This window comes from Mycobacterium sp. ITM-2016-00317, assembly GCF_002968295.1.
Lineage (GTDB): Bacteria > Actinomycetota > Actinomycetes > Mycobacteriales > Mycobacteriaceae > Mycobacterium.
This window is the reverse complement of sequence record NZ_CP134399.1, coordinates 4084316-4105018: the sequence shown is the minus strand read 5'-3', so window position 1 is coordinate 4105018 and position 20703 is coordinate 4084316. Positions and strand designations below refer to the sequence as shown.

Annotated in this window: 19 protein-coding genes; 18 read left to right on the top strand and 1 reads right to left on the bottom strand. The window is 68.7% G+C overall.

Features of this window, described 5'->3' with window-relative positions:
* Positions 1 to 28: 28 nt before the first annotated feature.
* Complete coding sequence (locus C6A87_RS19530) at positions 29 to 736, bottom strand: helix-turn-helix domain-containing protein (protein WP_311113783.1); 708 nt, start codon at positions 734 to 736, stop codon at positions 29 to 31.
* A gap of 160 nt (positions 737 to 896) precedes the next feature.
* On the opposite strand from C6A87_RS19530, the gene C6A87_RS19525 reads away from it, so the two are divergent.
* Genes C6A87_RS19525 through C6A87_RS19440 form a run of 18 tightly spaced genes read left to right on the top strand, consistent with a single transcriptional unit; the run spans position 897 to position 20703 of the window.
* A complete protein-coding gene (locus C6A87_RS19525) occupies positions 897 to 1763 on the top strand; it encodes an alpha/beta hydrolase (protein WP_311113782.1) in 867 nt (288 codons plus the stop codon).
* Positions 1760 to 3472, top strand: a complete 1713-nt coding sequence (locus tag C6A87_RS19520; protein WP_396836904.1) for a bifunctional 3-(3-hydroxy-phenyl)propionate/3-hydroxycinnamic acid hydroxylase — start codon at positions 1760 to 1762, stop codon at positions 3470 to 3472. The genes C6A87_RS19525 and C6A87_RS19520 overlap by 4 nt, the downstream gene beginning before the upstream one ends.
* Positions 3420 to 4340, top strand: coding sequence for a 3-carboxyethylcatechol 2,3-dioxygenase (locus tag C6A87_RS19515; RefSeq protein WP_311113781.1), 921 nt, complete (start codon positions 3420 to 3422; stop codon positions 4338 to 4340). Before C6A87_RS19520 ends, C6A87_RS19515 begins: the two co-directional genes overlap by 53 nt.
* Entirely contained in the window at positions 4337 to 6139 is a 1803-nt protein-coding gene (locus tag C6A87_RS19510; RefSeq protein WP_311113780.1) for an FAD-binding protein, read from the top strand. Before C6A87_RS19515 ends, C6A87_RS19510 begins: the two co-directional genes overlap by 4 nt.
* On the top strand, positions 6136 to 7455 hold the full coding sequence (locus C6A87_RS19505; protein WP_311113779.1) for an LLM class flavin-dependent oxidoreductase: 1320 nt from the start codon (positions 6136 to 6138) through the stop codon (positions 7453 to 7455). The genes C6A87_RS19510 and C6A87_RS19505 overlap by 4 nt, the downstream gene beginning before the upstream one ends.
* A gap of 1 nt (position 7456) precedes the next feature.
* The gene (locus C6A87_RS19500; RefSeq protein WP_311113778.1) at positions 7457 to 8293 is read left to right on the top strand and encodes a coniferyl-alcohol dehydrogenase; all 837 of its coding nucleotides are present in this window, start codon (positions 7457 to 7459) and stop codon (positions 8291 to 8293) included.
* A gap of 1 nt (position 8294) precedes the next feature.
* Positions 8295 to 9293, top strand: coding sequence for a cyclase family protein (locus tag C6A87_RS19495; protein WP_311113777.1), 999 nt, complete (start codon positions 8295 to 8297; stop codon positions 9291 to 9293).
* Positions 9290 to 9892 carry an NAD(P)H-dependent oxidoreductase gene (locus C6A87_RS19490; RefSeq protein ID WP_311113776.1) on the top strand — a complete coding sequence of 201 codons (603 nt, stop codon included), beginning with the start codon at positions 9290 to 9292 and terminating at the stop codon, positions 9890 to 9892. The genes C6A87_RS19495 and C6A87_RS19490 overlap by 4 nt, the downstream gene beginning before the upstream one ends.
* Positions 9889 to 10710, top strand: a complete 822-nt coding sequence (locus C6A87_RS19485; protein WP_311113775.1) for an alpha/beta fold hydrolase — start codon at positions 9889 to 9891, stop codon at positions 10708 to 10710. The genes C6A87_RS19490 and C6A87_RS19485 overlap by 4 nt, the downstream gene beginning before the upstream one ends.
* Entirely contained in the window at positions 10707 to 11525 is an 819-nt protein-coding gene (locus C6A87_RS19480; RefSeq protein WP_311113774.1) for an SDR family oxidoreductase, read from the top strand. The genes C6A87_RS19485 and C6A87_RS19480 overlap by 4 nt, the downstream gene beginning before the upstream one ends.
* A 6-nt stretch (positions 11526 to 11531) precedes the next feature.
* Positions 11532 to 12242 (top strand): TetR family transcriptional regulator, encoded by a 711-nt coding sequence (locus C6A87_RS19475; protein WP_311113773.1) that lies wholly within the window; start codon positions 11532 to 11534, stop codon positions 12240 to 12242.
* A gap of 1 nt (position 12243) precedes the next feature.
* Positions 12244 to 12441 (top strand): ferredoxin, encoded by a 198-nt coding sequence (locus C6A87_RS19470; protein WP_311113772.1) that lies wholly within the window; start codon positions 12244 to 12246, stop codon positions 12439 to 12441.
* Positions 12441 to 13673 (top strand): cytochrome P450, encoded by a 1233-nt coding sequence (locus tag C6A87_RS19465; RefSeq protein WP_311113771.1) that lies wholly within the window; start codon positions 12441 to 12443, stop codon positions 13671 to 13673. Before C6A87_RS19470 ends, C6A87_RS19465 begins: the two co-directional genes overlap by 1 nt.
* A gap of 35 nt (positions 13674 to 13708) precedes the next feature.
* A complete protein-coding gene (locus C6A87_RS19460) occupies positions 13709 to 14902 on the top strand; it encodes an amidohydrolase family protein (RefSeq protein ID WP_311113770.1) in 1194 nt (397 codons plus the stop codon).
* Positions 14899 to 16167, top strand: a complete 1269-nt coding sequence (locus tag C6A87_RS19455; RefSeq protein WP_311113769.1) for a M24 family metallopeptidase — start codon at positions 14899 to 14901, stop codon at positions 16165 to 16167. The genes C6A87_RS19460 and C6A87_RS19455 overlap by 4 nt, the downstream gene beginning before the upstream one ends.
* Positions 16157 to 17290 carry a M24 family metallopeptidase gene (locus C6A87_RS19450; RefSeq protein WP_311113768.1) on the top strand — a complete coding sequence of 378 codons (1134 nt, stop codon included), beginning with the start codon at positions 16157 to 16159 and terminating at the stop codon, positions 17288 to 17290. Before C6A87_RS19455 ends, C6A87_RS19450 begins: the two co-directional genes overlap by 11 nt.
* Positions 17283 to 18263, top strand: a complete 981-nt coding sequence (locus C6A87_RS19445) for an enoyl-CoA hydratase/isomerase family protein (RefSeq protein WP_311113767.1) — start codon at positions 17283 to 17285, stop codon at positions 18261 to 18263. Before C6A87_RS19450 ends, C6A87_RS19445 begins: the two co-directional genes overlap by 8 nt.
* Positions 18264 to 18270: 7 nt before the next feature.
* Entirely contained in the window at positions 18271 to 20703 is a 2433-nt protein-coding gene (locus tag C6A87_RS19440; protein WP_311113766.1) for a CoA transferase, read from the top strand.

Below are 20703 nucleotides of genomic sequence, written 5' to 3'. Positions count from 1 at the left end.
CGCTGTCTCCTTCCGATGGTTGCTGTGCTCAGCTGAGGACGGCCGACAGGTCGCCGGCTGCTTTGATCACCGCGTCGCGGCCGTTGAGCACCACGTCCTCGCGGTGCGAGATCAGGTTGATGCAGGTGGGCGGCGACGGTGCGGTGCGGCGCACCGGGACCGCCAGACCAAAGGTGTTGGGCTCGATCTCCCCGTGGGTGATCACCCAGCCCTGCTGACGGGTCTGCTGGACCAGTTCGCGTTCACCGGGGCGCGGCGTCATTCTCGCCAGCAGTGCGATCCCGGCGGCGCCACGGTCGAGCGGATAGCGGCTGCCCTCGTGAAAGGACAACTGGTAGTACACATTGGTCGGCACCATCACCGCGACGGCGACCTGCTGGTCGCCCTCGGCGACGAGCAGGGAGACCGTGGTGCCGAGTTCGTCGGCCAGTGCGCGCAGGGTCGGCACGCACAGCTGACGGACGTTGTTGTCGAACGACGCACCGAGCACGGCAAGGGCAGCTGCCGAGCGGTACCTGCCGTCTTCGCCCTTGGCGACGAACCGGAACTGGGCAAGGGTGCTGAGCAACCGGTACGCGATCGTCCGGTGCACACCGATCTCGTCGGCGACCTCGGCGACGGTCAACCCCGTCGGGGCGGCCGCCACCAACTGGAGCGCGTTCAGTCCGCGGGCCAGGGTCTGCGAACCCGGCGCGCTCGCACCCGCGGACGCCTGAGCGCCGTCCGGTCGATTCATGCGGGCCTTCCTTGACAGATCTCTCCCGGGAGAGTGATGCTCTAACTATAGTGCACATGTATGTGCGATAAATGAGCAAAGTGCTTACGGTTTACGAGAATTCAATTCTCACCGGCAAAGGTCTCGTCTCGCGGCCGGCGCGGCACGGAAGGAGTGCGGGGTGGCGGACTACGAGAGCGTGTGGAGCGACCTGCAGGGCGTGCCGTTCTCCCAGGGGTACCTCGACGCAGGCGGCGTCCGTACCCGTTACCTGCACGCCGGTGACCCCGCCAAGCCCGCGCTGGTGTTCCTGCACGGGTCCGGCGGTCACGCCGAGGCCTACGTGCGCAACCTGGAGGCACACGCCGAGCACTTCTCGACCTGGTCGATCGACATGCTCGGCCATGGCTACACCGACAAGCCCGGCCACCCACTCGAAATACCGCACTACGTCGACCATCTGGCCGCGTTCCTGGACGCCGTCGACGCGCCCCGGGCCCACATCAGCGGGGAATCGCTGGGCGGTTGGGTGGCCGCGCGGTTCGCCGCCGACAGGCCCGAGAAGGTGGACCACCTGGTGCTCAACACCGCGGGCGGTTCGCAGGCCGATCCGGAGGTGATGCAGCGCATCATCACGTTGTCGATGGCCGCTGCGGAGAACCCGACCTGGGAGACCGTGCAGGCCCGGATCAAATGGCTGATGGCCGACAAGACCAAGGACTACGACGACATCGTGGCCAGTCGGCAGCGGGTGTACCGGCAGCCGGGATTCGTCGACGCGATGCGCGACATCATGGCGCTGCAGGATCCGGTGATCAGGGCCCGAAACCTGCTCGGCCCCAAGGAGTACGGCGCCATCGCGGCGCCCACGCTGGTGGTCTGGACCAGTGACGACCCGACCGCCGACGTCGAAGAGGGCCGGCGGATGGCGTCGATGATCCCCGGCGCCCGCTTCGAGGTGATGCCCGGCTGCGGGCACTGGCCGCAGTACGAGGACCCCAAGACCTTCGACCGTCTGCACCTGGACTTCCTGCTGGGGCGGGCATGACCTCGCGGGCCGTGGCCGACGCACCCGACGTCGACGTGCTCATCGTCGGCGCAGGTCCGTCCGGGCTGACACTGGCCAACATCCTTGGCCTGCACGATGTCCGGACACTGGTCGTCGACGAACGCGACAGCCTCATCGACTACCCGCGGGGCGTCGGGCTCGACGACGAAGCGCTGCGCACCTTCCAGTCCATCGGTCTGGTCGAGCAGGTGCTGCCGCACACCGTGCCGAACCAGATCCTGCGGTTCTTCGACGCGAACCGGAAACTGCTGGCCGAGATGGCGCCTCCGGACGCACGGTTCGGCTGGCCCAAGCGCAACGGTTTCGTCCAGCCCATGGTCGACGCCGAACTGTTCAGGGGTCTGGCGCGGTTCGACCATGTCGAGGTCCGCTTCGGTCATCGCATGCAGACCTGCAGCGAGACCGCCGACAGCGTCATCGTCGGCTTCGACGGTGACCGCGAGCCGGTGCGGGCTCGCTACGTGGTGGGATGCGACGGCGGCCGCAGCGTGACCCGGCGGCTGATGGGCGTGTCCTTCGACGGGACGACGTCCTCGACGCGCTGGTTGGTGGTCGACGTGGCCAACGACCCGCTCGGCCATCCCAACAGCGAGGTCGGCGCCGATCCGGCCCGTCCGTACGTGTCGATCTCGATCGCGCACGGCATCCGGCGTTTCGAGTTCATGATCCACCCGCACGAAACCGACGAACAGGCCGACGATCCCGAGTTCGTCCGGCAGATGCTCGGTCAGCGCGTCCCGTACCCCGAGCGGGTCGACATGATCCGCCACCGGGTCTACACCCACCACTCCCGCATCGCCGGGTCGTTCCGCAAGGGCCGTCTGATGCTCGCCGGGGATGCCGCGCACCTGATGCCGGTCTGGCAGGGCCAGGGCTACAACAGCGGGATCCGGGACGCGGCGAACCTCGGCTGGAAGCTGGCCGCGGTGGTGCGCGGGCAGGCCGGCGACGCGCTGCTCGACACCTACGACGTGGAGCGCCGCAAGCACGCACGCGCGATGATCGACCTGTCCACGATGGTGGGCCGGGTCATCTCGCCGACCGACCGCCGGGTGGCGGCGTTGCGGGACAGGGTGATTCACGCTGCGTCGGTGGTGCCCACGCTGAAGCGCTACATCCTGGAGATGCGGTTCAAGCCGATGCCGCGCTACCTGCAGGGTGCGGTCCACCACGACGCGCGGCCGGCGCCGAACTCGCCGACCGGCACGTTGTTCATCCAGCCACGCGTCGACACCCGCGATGCGCAGAACGTGCCGCTTGACGACGTGCTCGGACCCGGCTTCGCGGTGCTGTGCTGGAGCAACAATCTGCGCGCCGTGCTCGGCGACGACGCCTTCGGCCGCTGGAAGGCATTGGGGGCGCGGTTCATCGAAGCCAGGCCGACGACCCAGCTGCACTGGCCCGGCCACGACGACGCCGACGTCGTCGTGGTGGGTGACCGCGGGGGAGCGCTGAAGAAGTGGTTCGACGCCACGACCGACTCCGTGCTGTTCCTGCGTCCGGACCGCTGCATCGCGGCCGCGTGCATCGCGCAACGCGCCCCCGAGGTGACCGCGGCCCTGTTCGACGTGCTTCACCTCACCGAGGAAGGAGGATCCGATTCTCATGGCCAGATCACAGATAGCCCTGTGCTGCATGTCGCACAGTCCGCTGCTGAACCTTCCGGGACCGGCACAGGCACTGCTTGACGACATCGAGGGTGCCCTCGGGGCCGCGCGGGAGTTCGTCGCCGACTTCGACCCCGAGCTGGTCGTCACGTTCTCTCCGGACCACTACAACGGGTTCTTCTACCGTGCGATGCCGCCCTTCTGCATCGGCACCGCGGCCGACGGCGTCGGTGACTACGGCACCCACCGCGGCCCGTTGGACGTGCCCGCCGATCTGGCCACCGACTGTGCCCGGGCCGTGCTGGACGCCGACGTCGACGTCGCGATCTCCGCGGCGATGGACGTCGACCACGGCACCGTGCAACCCCTGCAGAACCTGTTCGGCGACGCCACGGCCAAACCGGTGATCCCGGTGTTCGTGAACTCCGTGGCGACCCCGTTGGGCCCGATGCGCCGGGTGCGGGCACTCGGTGCGGCGGTCGGCACGCATCTGGCAGGCCTCGGGAAGCGGGTGCTGGTCGTCGGGTCCGGCGGGCTGTCGCACGACCCGCCGGTGCCCACGCTGGCGACCGCACCGCCGGCCGCACTGGACCGCATCGTGCACGGCGTGCCGATGACCACCGAGCAGCGACAGGCGCGGCAGGCCGCGGTGATCGAGGCCGCCCGCGAATTTGCCGCGGGCCGGGGCGCGCTCGCCCCGCTGAACCCGGACTGGGACGCCGCATTCCTCGATCTTCTGGACACGGGACGGCTGACCGAGGTGGACGGCTGGGACAACAGCTGGATCGCCGCGCAGGCCGGCAACTCCGCGCACGAGGTCCGAACCTGGGTGGCCGCCTTCGCGGCGCTGGCCGCGCAGGGCAACTACGAAACCGGCAACCGGTTCTACCGGGCCGCACCGGAACTCATCGCCGGTTTCGCCATCCGAACGGCGGTGTGTACGTCATGAGTTCTGCTGCGGGCCCGCGCTTCGACCACGTCACCGACGTGCTGGTGATCGGCTCCGGAGGCGGCGGGATGACCGCCGCGTTGGCCGCCCGATCGGCGGGTCTGGACACTCTGGTGGTGGAGAAGTCGCCGCGATTCGGCGGCTCGACCGCGCTGTCGGGCGGCGGCATCTGGGTGCCCGGTGCGCCGTCGCAACGCCGGGAGGGCTACCGCCCCGATCCCGAGGAGGTGTTCACCTACCTCAAGGAGATCACCGGCGGCCTGGTCAGCGACGCGCGCCTGCGCGCCTACGTCGACGCCGCGCCCCGGATGATGGAGTTCCTGGAAAAGGCCAGTCCCTGGCTGGAATTCGTGTGGAAGCCCGGCTACGCCGACTACTATCCGGAGCTTCCGGGCGGCTCGGCGCTGGGCAGCACCATCAACGTCCCCGAGATCGATTTGCGGGTGCTCGGCGACGAGGAGCAGAACCTGCTGACCCCGCTCGCGCTGGCGCCCAAGGGAATCTGGTTCGCCCCCAAAGATCTGCGGCTGTTCTACCAGGTCCGGCAGAACTGGCGGGGCAAAGCCGTGCTGGTGAAGCTGATCTGGCGGATGTTCCGGGCGCGGGTGTTCGGGGACCGGATGGCCGCCATCGGACAGTCGCTGTCGGCGCGGCTGCGGCTGGCGATGAAGCAGCAGGACATCCCGCTGTGGCTCGACGCGCCGATGACCGAACTGATCACCGACACCGACGGGCCCGACGCGCGGGTGATCGGTGCGGTGATCGAGAAGAACGGACGCACCCTGCGGGTGCAGGCCCGGCGCGGGGTGATCCTGGCCAGCGGCGGGTTCGACCACGACATGCAGTGGCGCCTGCAGCACCTGCCCGAGCTGAACCGGGTCGGTGAACTCGCCGGTCCCGGCAAGGACTGGAGCTTCGGCAACCCGGCCGCCACCGGGGACGGGATCCGGGCCGGCGAGAAGGTCGGCGCAGCCACCGAACTACTCGACGAGGCCTGGTGGTTCCCGGCGATCTGCTGGCCCGACGGCCGGCTGCAGTTCATGCTCAACGAGCGCATGATGCCGTCCCAGTTCGTCGTCAACGGCCAGGGCGAACGGTTCATCAACGAGGCCGCGCCCTACATGGACTTCGCGCACGCGATGATCGAGGGCCAGCGCTCCGGCGTCACGCACATCCCGTGCTGGCTGATCACCGACATCCGATCGTTCCACCGGTATGTGGTCGCCGGGCACCTGCCGATTCCGAAGGTGCCGTTCGCCCCCGTCCCGACGGGCCGGAAGGTGCCTGCGGCATGGCTGGAGTCCGGCATCGTCAAGACCGGCTCGACCTGGGAGGAACTCGCCACGCAGATCGGGGTGCCCGCCGATCGACTGCGCCGGACCGCGGAACGGTTCAACACCCTTGCCGCGCAAGGACACGACGACGACTTCAACCGTGGTGACAGCGCCTACGACAACTACTACGGCGACCCGACGCTGCCCAACCCGAACCTGCATCCGCTCGGCAAGCCGCCGTACTACGCCTTCCAGATCATCCTCGGCGACCTCGGCACCTCCGGCGGGCTGCGCACCGACGAACACGCGCGGGTGCTGCGCGCCGACGACTCGGTGATCGACGGTCTGTACGCGGTCGGCAACGCGTCGGCGGCGGTGATGGGCCGCAGCTACGCCGGCGCAGGCGCCACGATCGGACCCGCGATGACATTCGGCTACGTCGCAGCCCGGCATATCGCGGAATCGACCACCAGCGAACACGAACCACCCAGAGCCCCGAATCTCCTAGGAGGTAAGCAGCAGTGAAGATCTCTCTGTTCTACGAATTCCCCTTGCCCCGGCCGTGGTCGGACGACGACGAGCACCAGCTGTTCCAGCACGGCCTCGACGAGGTGGAGCTCGCGGACAAGGCCGGCTTCTCCACCGTGTGGCTCACCGAGCACCACTTCCTGGAGGAGTACTGCCACTCGACCGCGCCCGAGATGTTCCTGGCCGCGGCCAGCCAGCGCACCAAGAACATCCGGCTCGGGTTCGGTGTCATGCACCTGCCGCCGCCGATCAACCATCCGGCGCGCATCGCCGAACGCGTCGCCACGCTGGACCACCTGTCCAACGGCCGGGTCGAGTTCGGCACCGGTGAAGGGTCCTCGGTCGCCGAGCTCGGCGGGTTCAACATCGACCCGGCCGACAAGCGCACCATGTGGGAGGAGGCCCTCGAGGTCTCGATCCGGTGCATGACCGAGGCGCCGTTCACCGGGTTCAAGGGCGAGCACGTCGAGATGCCCGCCCGCAACGTGATCCCCAAACCACTGCAGCAGCCCCACCCGCCCGTGTGGGTGGCGTGCACCCGCCCCTCGTCGGTGCAGATGGCAGCCCAGAAGGCCATCGGCGCACTGAGTTTCGCCTACACCGGGCCCGAGGCGCTCAAGGAGCGGGTGGACGGCTACTACCAGGAGTTCGAGGAGAAGGGCACGCCGATCACCCCGGCCATCAACCCGAACCTGCTCGCGATCGGCGGCGACCTGTCGATGATGGTGGCCAAGACCGACGACGAGGCGCTCAAGAGGCTCGGCATCGGCGGCGGCTTCTTCTCGTTCGGGATCATGCACTACTACCTGACCGGCATGCACACCCCCGGCCGCACCGGGGTGTGGGAGCTGTACGAGAAGGCCGTCAAGGACGATCCCACCCTGGCCTACGGGCCCGGACGCGGCGCGATCGGCTCGCCCGACACCGTCCGGGAGTTCCTGCGCGGCTATGAGGCCAGCGGGGTCGACGAGATCATCCTGCTGCTCAACCCGCGCAGCCACGAGGGCACGATGGAGTCCATCGAGATCATGGGCCGAGACATCCTGCCCGAGTTCATCGAACGTGACGAGAAGGCGGTCAAGGACAAGGCCAGGCGCCTGGAGCCGGTGATCGAGAAGGTCGAGGCGCGCCGGCAGCATTGGGACGCACCGCTGTTCGACGAGGACTACGCGTTCGGCGGGCTGCCGACCGGCCGCGGCGGCAATTTCACCGCCGGCGAGATCCCGGAGGCCATGGCCGAGATCAACGAGGGGCGGGTCAAGGCCGCGCAGCAGGAGAAGCAGGCGAAGGCCGTCAAGGAGGCCTCGGGCTAACGTGAGCGCATTGGATGAGCTGGTGCGCTTCGACGGCAGGCATGCCGTGGTCACCGGATGCGCATCCGGGATCGGCGCGCAGACGGCGCACCAGCTCGCATCGCTCGGCGCGCGGGTGACCGGCCTGGATCTACGGGAACCGCAAGATTGTTCCGCCCTCGTCGATTTCGTCCCGGTCGATCTCGCCGATCCCGATTCCGTCGAGGCCGCCGTCGCCGCCGTGCCGGGCGACGTGGACGCGCTGTTCAACGTCGCCGGGGTGTCCTCGGGCATCGGGGACCCGTTGCTGGTGGTGCGGATCAACTTCCTCGGCATGCGCCAGTTCACCGAGGCGCTCCTGGACCGGATGCCCGCGGGCGCGGCGATCACCAACGTGTCGTCGCTCGCGGCGTCGGGGTACCTGGAGAACGCGGCCACCACCGCGGGTCTGCTGGCCACCGCGTCGGTGGCCGAAGGGCTGCAATGGTGCGCCGACCATCCCGACGCGCTGGCCGACGGCGGGTACCGCCAGTCCAAGGAGGCGATCATCCTCTACGGTATGGACCGGACCGCCGATCTCGGCGCCCGGGGTATCAGGATCAATTGCACCGCACCGGGAGTCACCGAGACCCCGATTCTGGACCAGTTGCGTGCCGCCTACGGGCAGCAGTATCTCGACTCGTTCACCGCACCGCTGGGCCGTGTCTCCACGCCCGAGGAACAGGCCGCGACGCTGGTGTTCCTCGGCAGCCCGGCGGCCGGCTACCTGACCGGGCAGGTGGTGTGGACCGACGGAGGCATCCTGGCTCGGCGGATCGCCACACAGATCCGCGACAACGAAGTGGCACAGGGGAGTTGAGATGACCGGCACGATGAAGGATTTCCGCAGGACGGCCGACGAGGTCCGTAACTGGGGACGGTGGGGCGACGACGACGAGGTCGGCACGCTCAACTTCATCACCCCCGCGAAGGTCGCCGAGGCGGCTGGGCTGGTCAAGCAGGGCAAGGTGATCTCGCTGGGCGGGGACTTCAGCGCGGGCGGACCGCAGGGCGCCTTCAAGTTCCGGCAGAACCCGGTGCACGTGATGACCGTGGACGGCGGCGACGCCTCCACGCTGGTCGAGTACGGCCCGCAGTGGCTGCGCAACGCGGTGGCCGCGGACATGAGCGCCTTCTTCGCCGACAACCCGTTCCGCTTCAACGACGACATCATCGTGATGCCGCTGCAGGCGGCCACCCAATGGGACGCGATGTCGCACGTGTACTACGAGGACAAGCTGTACAACGGTTTTCCCGCGGATTCGGTGACCAGCTTCGGCGCATTCCACCTCGGGATCGAGAAGGTCGACCACAAGGGGATCACGTCGCGCGGTGTGCTTCTCGACGTCGTCGCCCATCGCGGCGCCGACACGTTCTGCGAGCCCGGCACACCCATCACGCCCGACGAGCTCGACGAGATCGTGGCCCGGCAGAACATCGAGATCCGTTCCGGCGACATCGTCGTCGTGCACACCGGGTGGTGGACGCGCTTCCTGGCCACCGGAGACGGCGGCGAGGCCGGTTCGGGGTTGCACTGGACCTGCGCGTCGTGGCTGCACCGTCACGAGGTGGCCGCGGTGGCCGCCGACAACCTGATGGTCGAGGATCCCGATCCCGGTAAGGGCGTAGAGGGCACCTTCCTGCCGATGCACATGCTGTGTCTTCGCGACATGGGTCTGATGCTCGGCGAGTACTGGGACCTCGGGCCGCTGGCCGCCGACTGCGCCGCCGACGGCGTCTACGAATTCCAGCTCGTCGCACCGCCGTTGAAGGTGGTCGGTGCGGTCGGGGCACCCGTCAGCCCGATCGCGATCAAATGAGCGGGGAAGTGACCGGCACCGGCCGGCCGTTCATCGTCGGCCTCGGCGGGACACTGCGGGCGAACTCGTCGACCGAGCGCGCACTGCGCTACTGCCTGGCATCGGTGGAGCGGCAGGGCGGACGCACCCGGTTGTTCAGCGCCGAGGACCTCGATTTGCCCATGTACGCGCCGCACGAGTTGGAGCGCACGCCCCGCGCGCTGGAACTGGTCGAGAACCTGCGCGATGCCGACGCCGTGGTCGTCGGCTCGCCCGGATACCACGGTGCCGTCTCCGGTCTGGTGAAGAACGCGCTCGACTACATCGAGGATCTGCGAGAGGATCCCCGCGTCTACCTCGACAACACCCCGTGGGGATGCATCAGCTGCGCCTACGGCTGGCAGGCGGCCGTCGGCACCCTGACCCAGCTCCGCGGTATCGGCCATGCGCTGCGGGCATGGCCGACACCGCTGGGCGTGGCCATCAACTCCGCCGAACCGATCTGGGATGAGTCCGGCGAGCTGGCCGACACCGAGCAGGGCCGGGCCGTGGCCAACCAGCTCGACCTGCTGGCCACCCAGGTGCTGGCATTCGCGCAGACCAACAGGGACAGAATGTGATCGATCAGCGCACGGTGCTGGTCGACGGCCTGCGCACCGGTTATCTGGAAGCCGGACAGGGCGATCCGGTGGTGCTGCTGCACGGCGGCGAGTTCGGCGCCAACGCCAGGATCGGCTGGGAACACACGATCGGTGCGCTCGCGCAGCGGTACCGGGTGCTGGCCCCGGACATGCTCGGCTTCGGCGAATCGGCCAAAGTGGTGGACTTCACCGACGGCCGCGGGATGCGGATCAGGCACATCGCCCGCTTCTGCGAGGTGATGGGCGTGGAGTCGGCGCACTTCGTCGGCAACTCCATGGGCGCCATCAATCTCCTGGTCGATGCCACCTCCGACAAGCCGGTGCTGCCGGTCCGCAGCCTCGTCGCCATCTGCGGCGGCGGGGAGATCCAGCGCAACGAGCACGTCACCGCGCTCTACGACTACGACGCGACGCTCGAGGGCATGCGCCGCATCGTCGCAGCGCTGTTCGCCGACCCCGCCTACCCGGCCGACGAGGACTACGTCCGGTGCCGGTACGAATCGAGCATCGCACCGGGGGCCTGGGAATCGCTGGCCGCAGCGCGTTTCCGGCGGCCGGGCCTCGAACCGCCTGCCACCCCGAGCAGCGCGCGGGCCTACGACCGCATCACCGTCCCGGCCCTGGTGCTCGAGGGGCGCGGCGACAAACTACTGCCCGCGGGGTGGGCGGCCGAGATCGCCGGGCAGATCACCCACGGCCGCTCCGCGGTGATCGACGACGCGGGCCACTGCCCGCAGATCGAGCAACCCGCCGCGGTCAACCAGCAGCTGCTGGACTTCTTCGAGGAGCAGACATGAACGAACTCGTCGGCAAGGTCGTCGTCGTCACCGGCGGGGCGTCGGGAATCGGCCGGGGCATCGCCGAGCGCTTCGCCGCCGAAGGCGCCGGGGTCGTCATCGCCGACGTCCGCGACGATCTCGGGGAATCCCTCGCCACCGAGCTGAACTCACAAGGCGCCAAGACCGTCTACCGCCACACCGACGTCGCGGACCAGGCGCAGGTCGCCGACCTCGTGGCCTCGACGGTCGAGACCCTCGGTGGGCTCGACGTCATGGTGAACAACGCGGGCATCTCCAGTCCGCTGCGCAAGGGCCTGTTCCACGAGGACCTCGAGGAGTTCGACCGGGTCATGCGCGTCAACCTCCTCGGCGTGATGGCAGGCACCCGCGATGCCGCCCGGCACATGGCCGAGCACGGCGGCGGATCGATCATCAACCTCGGGTCGATCGGCGGCATCCAGGCAGGCGGCGGGGTTTCGACCTACCGCGCGTCCAAAGCGGCCATCATCCACTTCACCAAATGCGCGGCCATCGAACTCGCCCACTACGAGGTGCGCGTCAACTGCCTTGCCCCCGGCAACATCCCGACGCCGATCCTGGCGTCGTCGGCCACCGACGAGGACCGGGAACGGCTGGAGCGCTTCGAGGCCAGGATCCGGCAGCAGATGCGCGACGACCGTCCGCTGAAGCGGGAGGGCACCGCCGACGACGTGGCCGAGGCGGCGCTGTACCTGGCGACGGACCGGTCGAGGTATGTCACCGGCACGGTGCTGCCCGTGGACGGCGGCACGGTCGCCGGCAAGGTCATCGCGCGCAAGCCGACGACCGGCTAGGCGGGCATGGAACTTTTAAATCAGTCGCTTGACTTAGCGGGTGTGACCGGGTTCACTGTGGGGGTGACGAGTGCGAGGACTGTGCGCGCCGACCGCGCGACCAGCACCCAAGAGGCGATCCTGAAGGCGGCGGAGCGGCTCTACGCCGAGCACGGCGTCTTCGCGGTGTCGAACCGGCAGGTGAGTGAGGCTGCAGGACAGGGCAACAACGCCGCGGTCGGCTACCACTTCGGGACCAAGGCCGACCTGGTGCGCGCCATCGAACACAAGCATCGCGGCCCGATCGAGGAACTGCGTGAGCGGCGGATCGCGGAGATCGGGCCCTCGACCGACATGCGCGACTGGGTGGCCGCGCTGGTGTGCCCGCTGACCGATCACCTGGCCGCGCTGGGCAATCCGACCTGGTATGCCCGCTTCGCCGCCCAGGTGATGACCGATCCCGCCTACCACAACATGGTCGTCAAGGACGCGTTGTCCTCACCGTCGCTGGTGCGGGTGCTCGACGGGATCAACGGGTGTCTGCCCGATCTGCCCGTCGACGTGCGGGTGGAGCGAAACATCATGGGCCGCAACCTGTTGATGCACACCTGCGCGGATCGGGAGCGGCTGCTGGCGCAGGGTTCGCCCGTGCCGCGGACGTCGTGGCAGGCCGCGGCGTCCGGGCTGATCGACGCGATAATCGGCCTGTGGCACGCCCCGGTCACGGAGCTGCCCTGACATGAAGGTCACGGTCGATCAGGACAGGTGCGTCTCGTCCGGTCAGTGCGTGCTCAACGCCGGCGCGGTCTTCGACCAGCGCGACGATGACGGGGTCGTCGAGTTGCTGATTCCCGAGCCCGGACCCGAGTACGCAGAAGACATCCGCAAAGCCGCCGCCGCATGCCCGGCTTTGGCTATCGACATCGAGGAGAACTGATGACAGACACGCTCGCCGAGCAGGCGGTGTCCGCGATCCCCGAGTACCCGATGGAGCGTGCCGCGGCCTGCCCGTTCGCGCCGCCGCGGCAGATGCTGGAGATGACCGAGACCACACCGCTGTCGCGGGTGCGGATCTGGAACGGCACCACGCCCTGGCTCGTCACCGGTCACGAAGCCGCACGCACCCTGTTCGCCGACTCCCGGGTGAGCGTCGACGACCGGATCGAGGGCTTCCCGCACTGGAACGAGCACATGCTGTCCACCGTGGACAAGCGGCCGCGCTCGGTCTTCACCTCCGACGCCGAGGAACACACCCGGTTCCGCCGGATGCTGTCCAAGCCGTTCACGTTCCGCCGGGTGGAGGCGTTGCGTCCGGTGATCCAGCAGGTCACCGACGAGTGCATCGACGAGATCCTGGCGGGCCCGCAGCCTGCCGACATGGTCGCCAAGCTCGCACTTCCCGTGCCGACCCGGGTGATCAGCGACATGCTCGGCGTGCCGTACGAGGACCACGAGTTCTTCCAGGAGCACGCCAATGCCGGCCTGGCCCGCTACGCCGCGGCCGACGCCATGCAGAAGGGCGCGATGAGCCTGCATCAGTACCTGATCAACCTGGTCGAGGAGAAGCAGGCCAACCCGGCCGAGGACGCGGTGTCCGACCTGGCCGAGCGGGTCACCGCCGGTGAGATCAGCGTCAAGGAAGCCGCCCAGCTCGGTACCGGGTTGCTGATCGCCGGCCACGAGACGACGGCCAACATGATCGGCATCGGTATCTGCGCACTGCTGGACAACCCGGAACAGGCTGCGTTGCTGCGGGATTCAGAGGACCCGAAGTTCATCGCCAATTCGGTCGAGGAGCTGATGCGCTACCTGTCGATCATCCAGAACGGGCAGCGGCGGGTGGCCACCGAGGACATCGAGATCGCCGGCGAGACCATCCGGGCGGGGGAGGGCATCATCCTCGACCTGGCGCCGGCCAACTGGGACGCGCATACCTACCCCGAGCCCGACAAGCTCGACCTCACCCGCGACGCGAACCAGCAACTCGGCTTCGGGTACGGCAGGCACCAGTGCGTCGGTCAGCAACTGGCACGCGCCGAGCTGCAGATCGTGTTCCACACGCTGTTGCGCCGGATCCCGACGATGAAGCTGGCCATCCCGCTCGACGAGGTCCCGTTCAAGCACGACCGCCTCGCCTACGGCGTCTACGAACTACCGGTGACCTGGTAACAGCCTTCTACCACAGCCCGATTGGAGCACCAACGATGTCTACCCCGACCGTTCCGTCACCGACCCACCCCCCGGCCACCCTCTATCCGCCCGAGGGATTCGGCGCACCCAAGCACCGGCACGGCCATTCGGCCGGCGCCGTCACCGGGCTCCCCGCCGACACCGTGATCTTCTCCGCCGACAATCACATCTCGGTGGCCGACGACATCTTCTACGAGCGGTTCCCCGAGGAGCTCAAGGGTGCCGCGCCCCGCATCTGGTACGAGGACGGCGCGTACATGGTCGGGATGAAGGGCAAGGCCTGGACCGGCGGTGACTTCGGGCGCGTGCTGATGCAGTACGACGACCTCGCCGGCGCGGCGTCGAACAACATCGAGGCGCGGATCCGGGAACTCAAGGAGGACGGCATCGACAAGGAGCTCGCGTTCCCGAACGCGGTGCTGGCGCTGTTCCACTACCCGGACAAAGGGCTGCGCGAGCGGGTGTTCCGCATCTACAACGAGCACATCGCCGACCTGCAGGAGCGCTCGAACGGCCACTTCTACGGAGTCGGGCTGATCAACTGGTGGGACCCTGCCGGGACCCGGTCCACCCTCGAAGAACTGAAGGCGTTGGGGCTCAAGACGTTCCTGCTGCCGCTGAACCCCGGCAAGGACGACGACGGCAACATCTACGACTACGGCAGCACCAGCATGGACGCCGTGTGGGACGAGATCGAAGCCGCGGGCATCCCGGTCAGCCACCACATCGGGGAGACGCCCCCGAAAACCCCGTGCCAGAACAACAGCGTGGTCGTCGGAATGATGGTCAACGTCGACTCGTTCCGCGAGCAGTTCGCCAAGTACGTGTTCTCCGGCATCCTGGACCGGCACCCGTCCCTGAAGATCGGCTGGTTCGAGGGCGGCATCGCCTGGGTGCCGACCGCGCTGCAGGATGCCGAGCACATGCTCGCGTCCTACCGGCACATGTTCAATCACGAACTGCAGCACGACGTGAACCACTACTGGGCCAATCACATGAGCGCGTCGTTCATGGTCGACCCGCTGGGCCTGCAGCTGATCGACCGCATCGGGGTCGACAACGTGATGTGGTCGAGCGACTACCCGCACAACGAGAGCACGTTCGGGTACTCGGAGAAGTCGCTGGCCACCGTCGTGGACGCGGTCGGTCCGGAAGCCGCCGTCAAGATCGTGTCCACGAACGTGCAGAAGTTCCTCGGCATCTCATGACGGCGTCCACGGAAACGGGCGTCACGCAGATCGCCCGGACCGGCTACACGTGGCTGGACATCCCGGCCGAGCCGGACTTCACCCGGATGCGCCGGGAGGTCGGGGCGCGGCTCCACGCCGCGATGACCGCACAGGGTGTGGACGCCCTGGTTCTGCTGGGCAACGGCAACGTCATGTACGCCACCGGCATCAGCTGGCCGCTGGCCGACGCGGGTCTGTCCCATGTCGAGCGCCCGGTCGCGGTCGTGCTGGCAGGCGACGAGCACCCCCATCTGTTCCTGCCGTTCCGTGAGGGCGCGGCGATGGAGTCGGACCTGCCCGACGACCATCTGCACGGGCCGGTTTACCTCGAATTCGACGAGGGCGTGGCCGAATTCGCGCGGATCCTGGCGAGCCTCGTCCCGGCCGGCGCGAACGTCGCGACCGACGAGCTGACCGGAGCGATGCGGCGGGCAGGCACTGCACTGTTCCCCAGCCCGCCCGTGGACGCCGCCCCGGTCGTCGGCGCGGCGAAACTGGTCAAGACCATCGACCAGATCGCGTGCGTCCGCCGGGCCTGCCAGATCACCGAGCAGGCCGTCGCCGAGATCCAGCGGTCGCTGGCGCCCGGCGCTCGTCAGATCGACCTGTCGGCCCAGTTCGTCCGCCGTGCCTTCGAACTCGGCGCCACCACGAACATGTTCGATTCGATCTGGCAGGTCATGCCCGCATCGAAGGCCGAGGGCGCCTGGACCACCACCGGTGATCTCGCGCTGCCCCTGCTGACCACCGAGCGTGAGTTGGCGCAGGGGGACGTGCTGTGGACCGACGTGTCCATCGCTTATCACGGCTACTGCTCCGACCACGGCCGCACCTGGATCGTCGGTCAGGATCCGACCGCGGCGCAGCAGACCCAGTTCGACCGGTGGGCGCGGATCGTCGACGCAGTGCTGTCGGTGACGAAGGCCGGCGCCACCTGTGGCGACCTCGGCCGCGCCGCGACCGCGGCCGCCGGAGGCGAGAAACCCTGGCTGCCGCACTTCTACCTGGGCCACGGCATCGGAACGAGCGCGGCCGAGATGCCGATGATCGGAACGGATCTCGGCCAGAAGTGGGATGACGACTTCGTCTTCCCAGACGGCATGCTGCTGGTGTTCGAGCCGATCGTCTGGGAGGACGGCACCGGCGGTTACCGCGGCGAGGAGATCGTGGTGGTCACCGAGGGCGGCTGGATGCCGCTGACCTCCTATCCGTACGACCCGTATGAGGTGTCCAATGGGAGTTGAGATCGAAGCCGACGGCCGCGCGCTGCGCCTGAGCCGCCGCGAACGTGCCCTCGCGCAGATGGAGGCCCACGATCTCGACATCCTGGTACTCGGGCGTCAGGCCAATGTGCGCTACATCTCCGGGGCCCCGCAGTTGTGGGTGGTCGGCACCCGCCCGTTCGGGCCGATCTGCGAGTTCGTGCGTGCCACGGGCGAGATCCACCTCAACAGCACCTGGGACGAGGGCATCCCCGAGGAAATCCCGCACGAGAACCTGTACGGCTTCGCGTGGAACCCGATGACGCTGGTCGGCATCCTGCAGAACATCGAGGGCGCCGACACGTTCCGCCGGGTCGGAACCGACGCGCTGACACCGACGTTCGCCAAACTGCTGCCGATGGCCTTCCCGAACGCGGAGCTGGTCGACGCCGAGCAGGCCATGCAGGCGGCCCGGCGGATCAAGACGCCCGAGGAGGTGCAGGCGTTGCGCCACGCGCTGGCGGTGGCCGAGAAGGGCCTGGCGGCCGGTGTCGCCGCGCTCGGTGCGGGCACCGCCGTCGCCGCCCTGGCCGGGGCCGTTCTGGAGGCCGAGGCCGCCGGCGGGGTGAGTACGCCCGCGACCCAGGATGCCGCGTGGGTGACCTCGAAGGAGCACCCGTGGCGCCGCGCCGAGGGTGACGGCCCGGTGCGCGACGGTGACCTGGTGGCGGTGTCGGCCGGCGTGCTGGCCGACGGCTACGTCGCCGAAGTGGCCCGCACGCTCCACGTCGGCGAGCCGACCGACGCCGTGCGCGCGCTGTACCGGCGCCGAGACCAACTCTGGGACAGCCTGATCGAGGCCTGCCGCCCCGGTAGGCCGACGAGCGCGTTGCTGGATGCCTACCAGCAGGCCGGCGAACCGCTGCCGGCGATGCCGGTGGCACACGGCCTCGGACTGGGTTTCGACCCGCCGGTGGTGTCCCCGAGTCTGCGGGCCACCGCGGACTCCGAACCCTTCGAGGAGGGCATGGTGCTCGCAGTCACCGCTTATGTGTGGGAACGGGGCGTGGGGGCGGTGTTCACCCGCGACGCGGTGCTGATCACCGCCGCCGGCGCCGAGGTCCTCTCGGACGTGCCCGCCTACGGCGAGGTCGTTCATGGCTGACCGGCCGTCGCCTTCCGCCGCGGAGCGGCCCGCGCCTGAGGAGATCATCCTCTACGAGAAGAACCCGAAGACCAAGATCGCGACGATCACGTTCAACCGGCCCGAGTTCCTGAACGCGCCGACGTCCATGGCGCGGCTGCGGTACGCCGACGTGCTGCGGGCGGCCAACGCCGACAACGACGTCAAGGTGGTGATCATCCGCGGCGTGGGGGACAACCTGGGCAGCGGTGCGGATCTGCCGGAGTTCATGGAGGGCAACGACAATCCCGCGGTGCGACTGGCCGAACTGCGGCTGGAGGATGACGGCGTCGGTGAGGTGACCTATCCGCCGAAGGGGACGTTCCGCAACGGCGCCACCATCAGCTCCTGGTACGCCAACTCGCAGGCAGGCAACCGGGCGCTGCAGGACTTCAAGAAGATCAGCATCGTCGAGGCCAAGGGTTACTGCTACGGCTGGCACTTCTACCAGTGCGCGGACGCCGACCTGGTGATCTCCTCCGACGACGCGCTGTTCGGTCACCCGTCGTTCCGCTACCACGGCTGGGGGCCGCGGATGTGGACCTGGGTGCAGATGATGGGGCTGCGCAAGTTCCAGGAGATGGTCTTCACCGGACGGCCGTTCACCGCCGCCGAGATGTACGACTGCAACTTCCTGAACAAGGTGGTGACGCGCGACCAACTGGAGGCCGAAACCGAGAAGTACGCGATGGCCTGTGCGCGGAACCGCCCGGTGGACACCGTGTTCCAGCAGAAGATGTTCTTCGAGATCTTCAAGCAGCAGCAGGGCGAGTACATGGGCAGCCTGCTCAGCGCGTTCTTCGAGTCGATGGGCAACGGGGTGGCCAACGACAGCGACGAGGACCTCGACATGTTCGAGTCCATCGACTCCGGTCTGTCGGCGGCGGTCAACGACAACGACAGCAAGTTCCCGCCCGAGTTCCGGTTGAGCAAGCGCAACCGGGCGAAGGACTAGGGGGTCGGTGCCCCCAGTGCCCGCACCACCGCTTTCCGGCTACGTCGTCGTCGACCTGTCCAGTGGGATCGCCGGCGCCTATTGCACGAAGCTGCTCGCCGACGGCGGCGCCGAAGTCGTCAAAGTCGAGCCACCGCAGGGTGATCCGCTGCGGGCATGGACCGTCTCCGGGGCGGACATCATCGACGGCACGGACGGAGCGCTGTTCTCCTACCTGGCGTGCTCGAAGCACTCGGTGGTTGCCGAACCCGGCGTCGACGCCGAGTTCGTCGACGCGCTGCTGGCCGGTGCGCACGCCGTCATCTGGTCGCCGGGGCCCGGGGCGGCAGCGGATGCCGCGTTCGGACCCGACGAGATCCGGGACCGACACCCGCACCTGAGCGTCACCGCGATCACGCCGTTCGGTCTGCGCGGTCCGTGGAGTGACCGTCCGGCAACCGAGTTCACCCTGCAGGCCTGGTCGGGTGGGATCGTCGGCCTCGGGCGGGGCGCCCCGGACCGGGCGCCGGTGTACGTCGGCGGGCAGGTCGGCGAATACCTGTCCGGTGCGTACGCCAGCGCGGCCACGCTCGCGTCGCGGATGCGGGGCGGCGGCGAGCTGATCGACCTGTCGATGCTGGAGACTGCGATCCTCGGGCTCACCTACTACCCGGTGAGCTACTACGAGATGCTCGGCCGGCCGTGGCGTGACGCCCGCCGGCTGACGGTGCCGGGCATCGCCCGCGCCAAGGACGGGCTGGTCGACATCGGCTGCGGCACCGCCCAGCAGTGGTTCGACCTGTGCGCGATGACCGGGCACGTCGAGTGGATCGACGAGGACTCGCCGCTGTCGATCACCCAGCAGGCCAACGAGCGGGCCGAGGAGCTCTACGCGTGGGTCGCCGACCAGACCGTCGACGAGATCCGGGACCTGGCCACCGCGTTCCGGATCCCGAACGCCCCGGTCGCCACCGGCGCCAACGTCGAACAGCTCGACCACTTCCAGGCGCGCAGCTCGTTCGTGGTGAACCCTCGCGACGGGTTCACCCAGCCCGCGCTGCCGTACCGGATGACACCGGCCACGCTGCGCCATCCCGAGCCCGCCCCGCGCCTCGGCGAACACACCGAGCACTACCGCTCACTCCTCTCCCCGCGGAATAGCGTTCCTGGTGGCGATTCCAGCCTGGAAGCAGCCCGGAACACTATTCCGCGGCGGGAGGGCAAGCCGTTCGACGGCCTCCGCGTGATCGACATGACGACGTTCTGGGCCGGGCCGAGCTGCACCCACCAGATGGCGATGCTGGGCGCGGACGTGATCCACGTCGAGTCCACCCGCCACCCCGACGGCACCCGGCTGATCGCCGGCATCCCGGTCACCGAGGAGCAGTGGTGGGAGCGCTCGCCCATCTTCTCGGGCCTGAACACCAACAAGCGCGGCATCACCCTGAATCTGCAGAGCGACACCGGCAGAGACCTTCTCACCAAGCTGATCGCGACCAGCGACATCGTCGTCGAGAACTTCACCCCGCGGGTGCTGGAGAGCATGGGCCTGACCTACGACGCGGTGAAGGCGGCCAAGCCCGACGTCGTGATGGTCCGTATGCCGGGGTTCGGCCTCGACGGGCCGTGGCGGGACAACCCGGCCTTCGCGTACGTCATCGAGGCCGCGGCCGGGATCAGCTGGCTCACCGGCTATCCGGACCTCAACCCGTTCGAACCGTATTCGGTGGGCGATCCGAACGCCGGGATCCACGCGCTCAACGCGATCCTGCTGGCGCTGGAGCACCGCCGCCGCACCGGGGAGGGCGTGCTGGTCGAGGCCGCGATGGTCGACGCCGCGCTGAACGTGGCCGCCGAGCAGGTCATCGAGTATTCCGCCTACGGCGCGCTGCTGCAGCGTGCCGGCAACCGCGGGCCCACCGCCGCGCCGCAGAACCTGTACCGCACCAACGAGATCGACGAGTTCGGCAGGCTCGACAGCTGGGTGGCGGTCGCGGTGAGCACCGACGCCCAATGGGACCGGCTGTGCGACGTGCTGGGCCGCCCGGACTGGGCTGCCGCTGACGAACTGCGCACCGCGGCGGTCCGGCACGCCCGGCACGACCTGATCGACCGGCACCTGTCGGCCTGGTGCGCCGAACGCACCGGCGACGAGATCGTCTCCGCGCTGTGGGACAGCGGGGTGCCGGTCGCCAAGGTCCTGCAACCGCACCGGCAGACCGAGATACCGCAGCTGGCCGAGCGCGGGTTCTTCGAGCAGGTCGAGCATCCGGTCAACCCCCCGACTCCGCACAGCACGCTGCCGTTCCGCAGCTCGCGTGGCCCGGACCGCGTGCACACCCGCCCAGCGCCGCTGCTCGGCGAGCACAACCACCAGGTGCTGCGAGAGCTCGGGCTCTCCGTCGACGACATCGCGGCGCTGGAGGCCGACGGCGTCATCGGCACCGCCCCGGCGCGCTGA

What these genes read in the sequence shown, in the direction of transcription:
- C6A87_RS19520 (WP_396836904.1), top strand. Translation starts at nt 1,760, where the DNA reads ATGACCTCGCGGGCCGTGGCCGACGCACCCGACGTCGACGTGCTCATC.
- C6A87_RS19450 (WP_311113768.1), top strand. Translation starts at nt 16,157, where the DNA reads ATGGGAGTTGAGATCGAAGCCGACGGCCGCGCGCTGCGCCTGAGCCGC.
- C6A87_RS19480 (WP_311113774.1), top strand. Translation starts at nt 10,707, where the DNA reads ATGAACGAACTCGTCGGCAAGGTCGTCGTCGTCACCGGCGGGGCGTCG.
- C6A87_RS19510 (WP_311113780.1), top strand. Translation starts at nt 4,337, where the DNA reads ATGAGTTCTGCTGCGGGCCCGCGCTTCGACCACGTCACCGACGTGCTG.
- C6A87_RS19515 (WP_311113781.1), top strand. Translation starts at nt 3,420, where the DNA reads ATGTCGCACAGTCCGCTGCTGAACCTTCCGGGACCGGCACAGGCACTG.
- C6A87_RS19475 (WP_311113773.1), top strand. Translation starts at nt 11,532, where the DNA reads ATGGAACTTTTAAATCAGTCGCTTGACTTAGCGGGTGTGACCGGGTTC.
- C6A87_RS19460 (WP_311113770.1), top strand. Translation starts at nt 13,709, where the DNA reads ATGTCTACCCCGACCGTTCCGTCACCGACCCACCCCCCGGCCACCCTC.
- C6A87_RS19530 (WP_311113783.1), bottom strand. Translation starts at nt 736, where the DNA reads ATGAATCGACCGGACGGCGCTCAGGCGTCCGCGGGTGCGAGCGCGCCG.
- C6A87_RS19470 (WP_311113772.1), top strand. Translation starts at nt 12,244, where the DNA reads ATGAAGGTCACGGTCGATCAGGACAGGTGCGTCTCGTCCGGTCAGTGC.
- C6A87_RS19455 (WP_311113769.1), top strand. Translation starts at nt 14,899, where the DNA reads ATGACGGCGTCCACGGAAACGGGCGTCACGCAGATCGCCCGGACCGGC.
- C6A87_RS19465 (WP_311113771.1), top strand. Translation starts at nt 12,441, where the DNA reads ATGACAGACACGCTCGCCGAGCAGGCGGTGTCCGCGATCCCCGAGTAC.
- C6A87_RS19495 (WP_311113777.1), top strand. Translation starts at nt 8,295, where the DNA reads ATGACCGGCACGATGAAGGATTTCCGCAGGACGGCCGACGAGGTCCGT.
- C6A87_RS19445 (WP_311113767.1), top strand. Translation starts at nt 17,283, where the DNA reads ATGGCTGACCGGCCGTCGCCTTCCGCCGCGGAGCGGCCCGCGCCTGAG.
- C6A87_RS19490 (WP_311113776.1), top strand. Translation starts at nt 9,290, where the DNA reads ATGAGCGGGGAAGTGACCGGCACCGGCCGGCCGTTCATCGTCGGCCTC.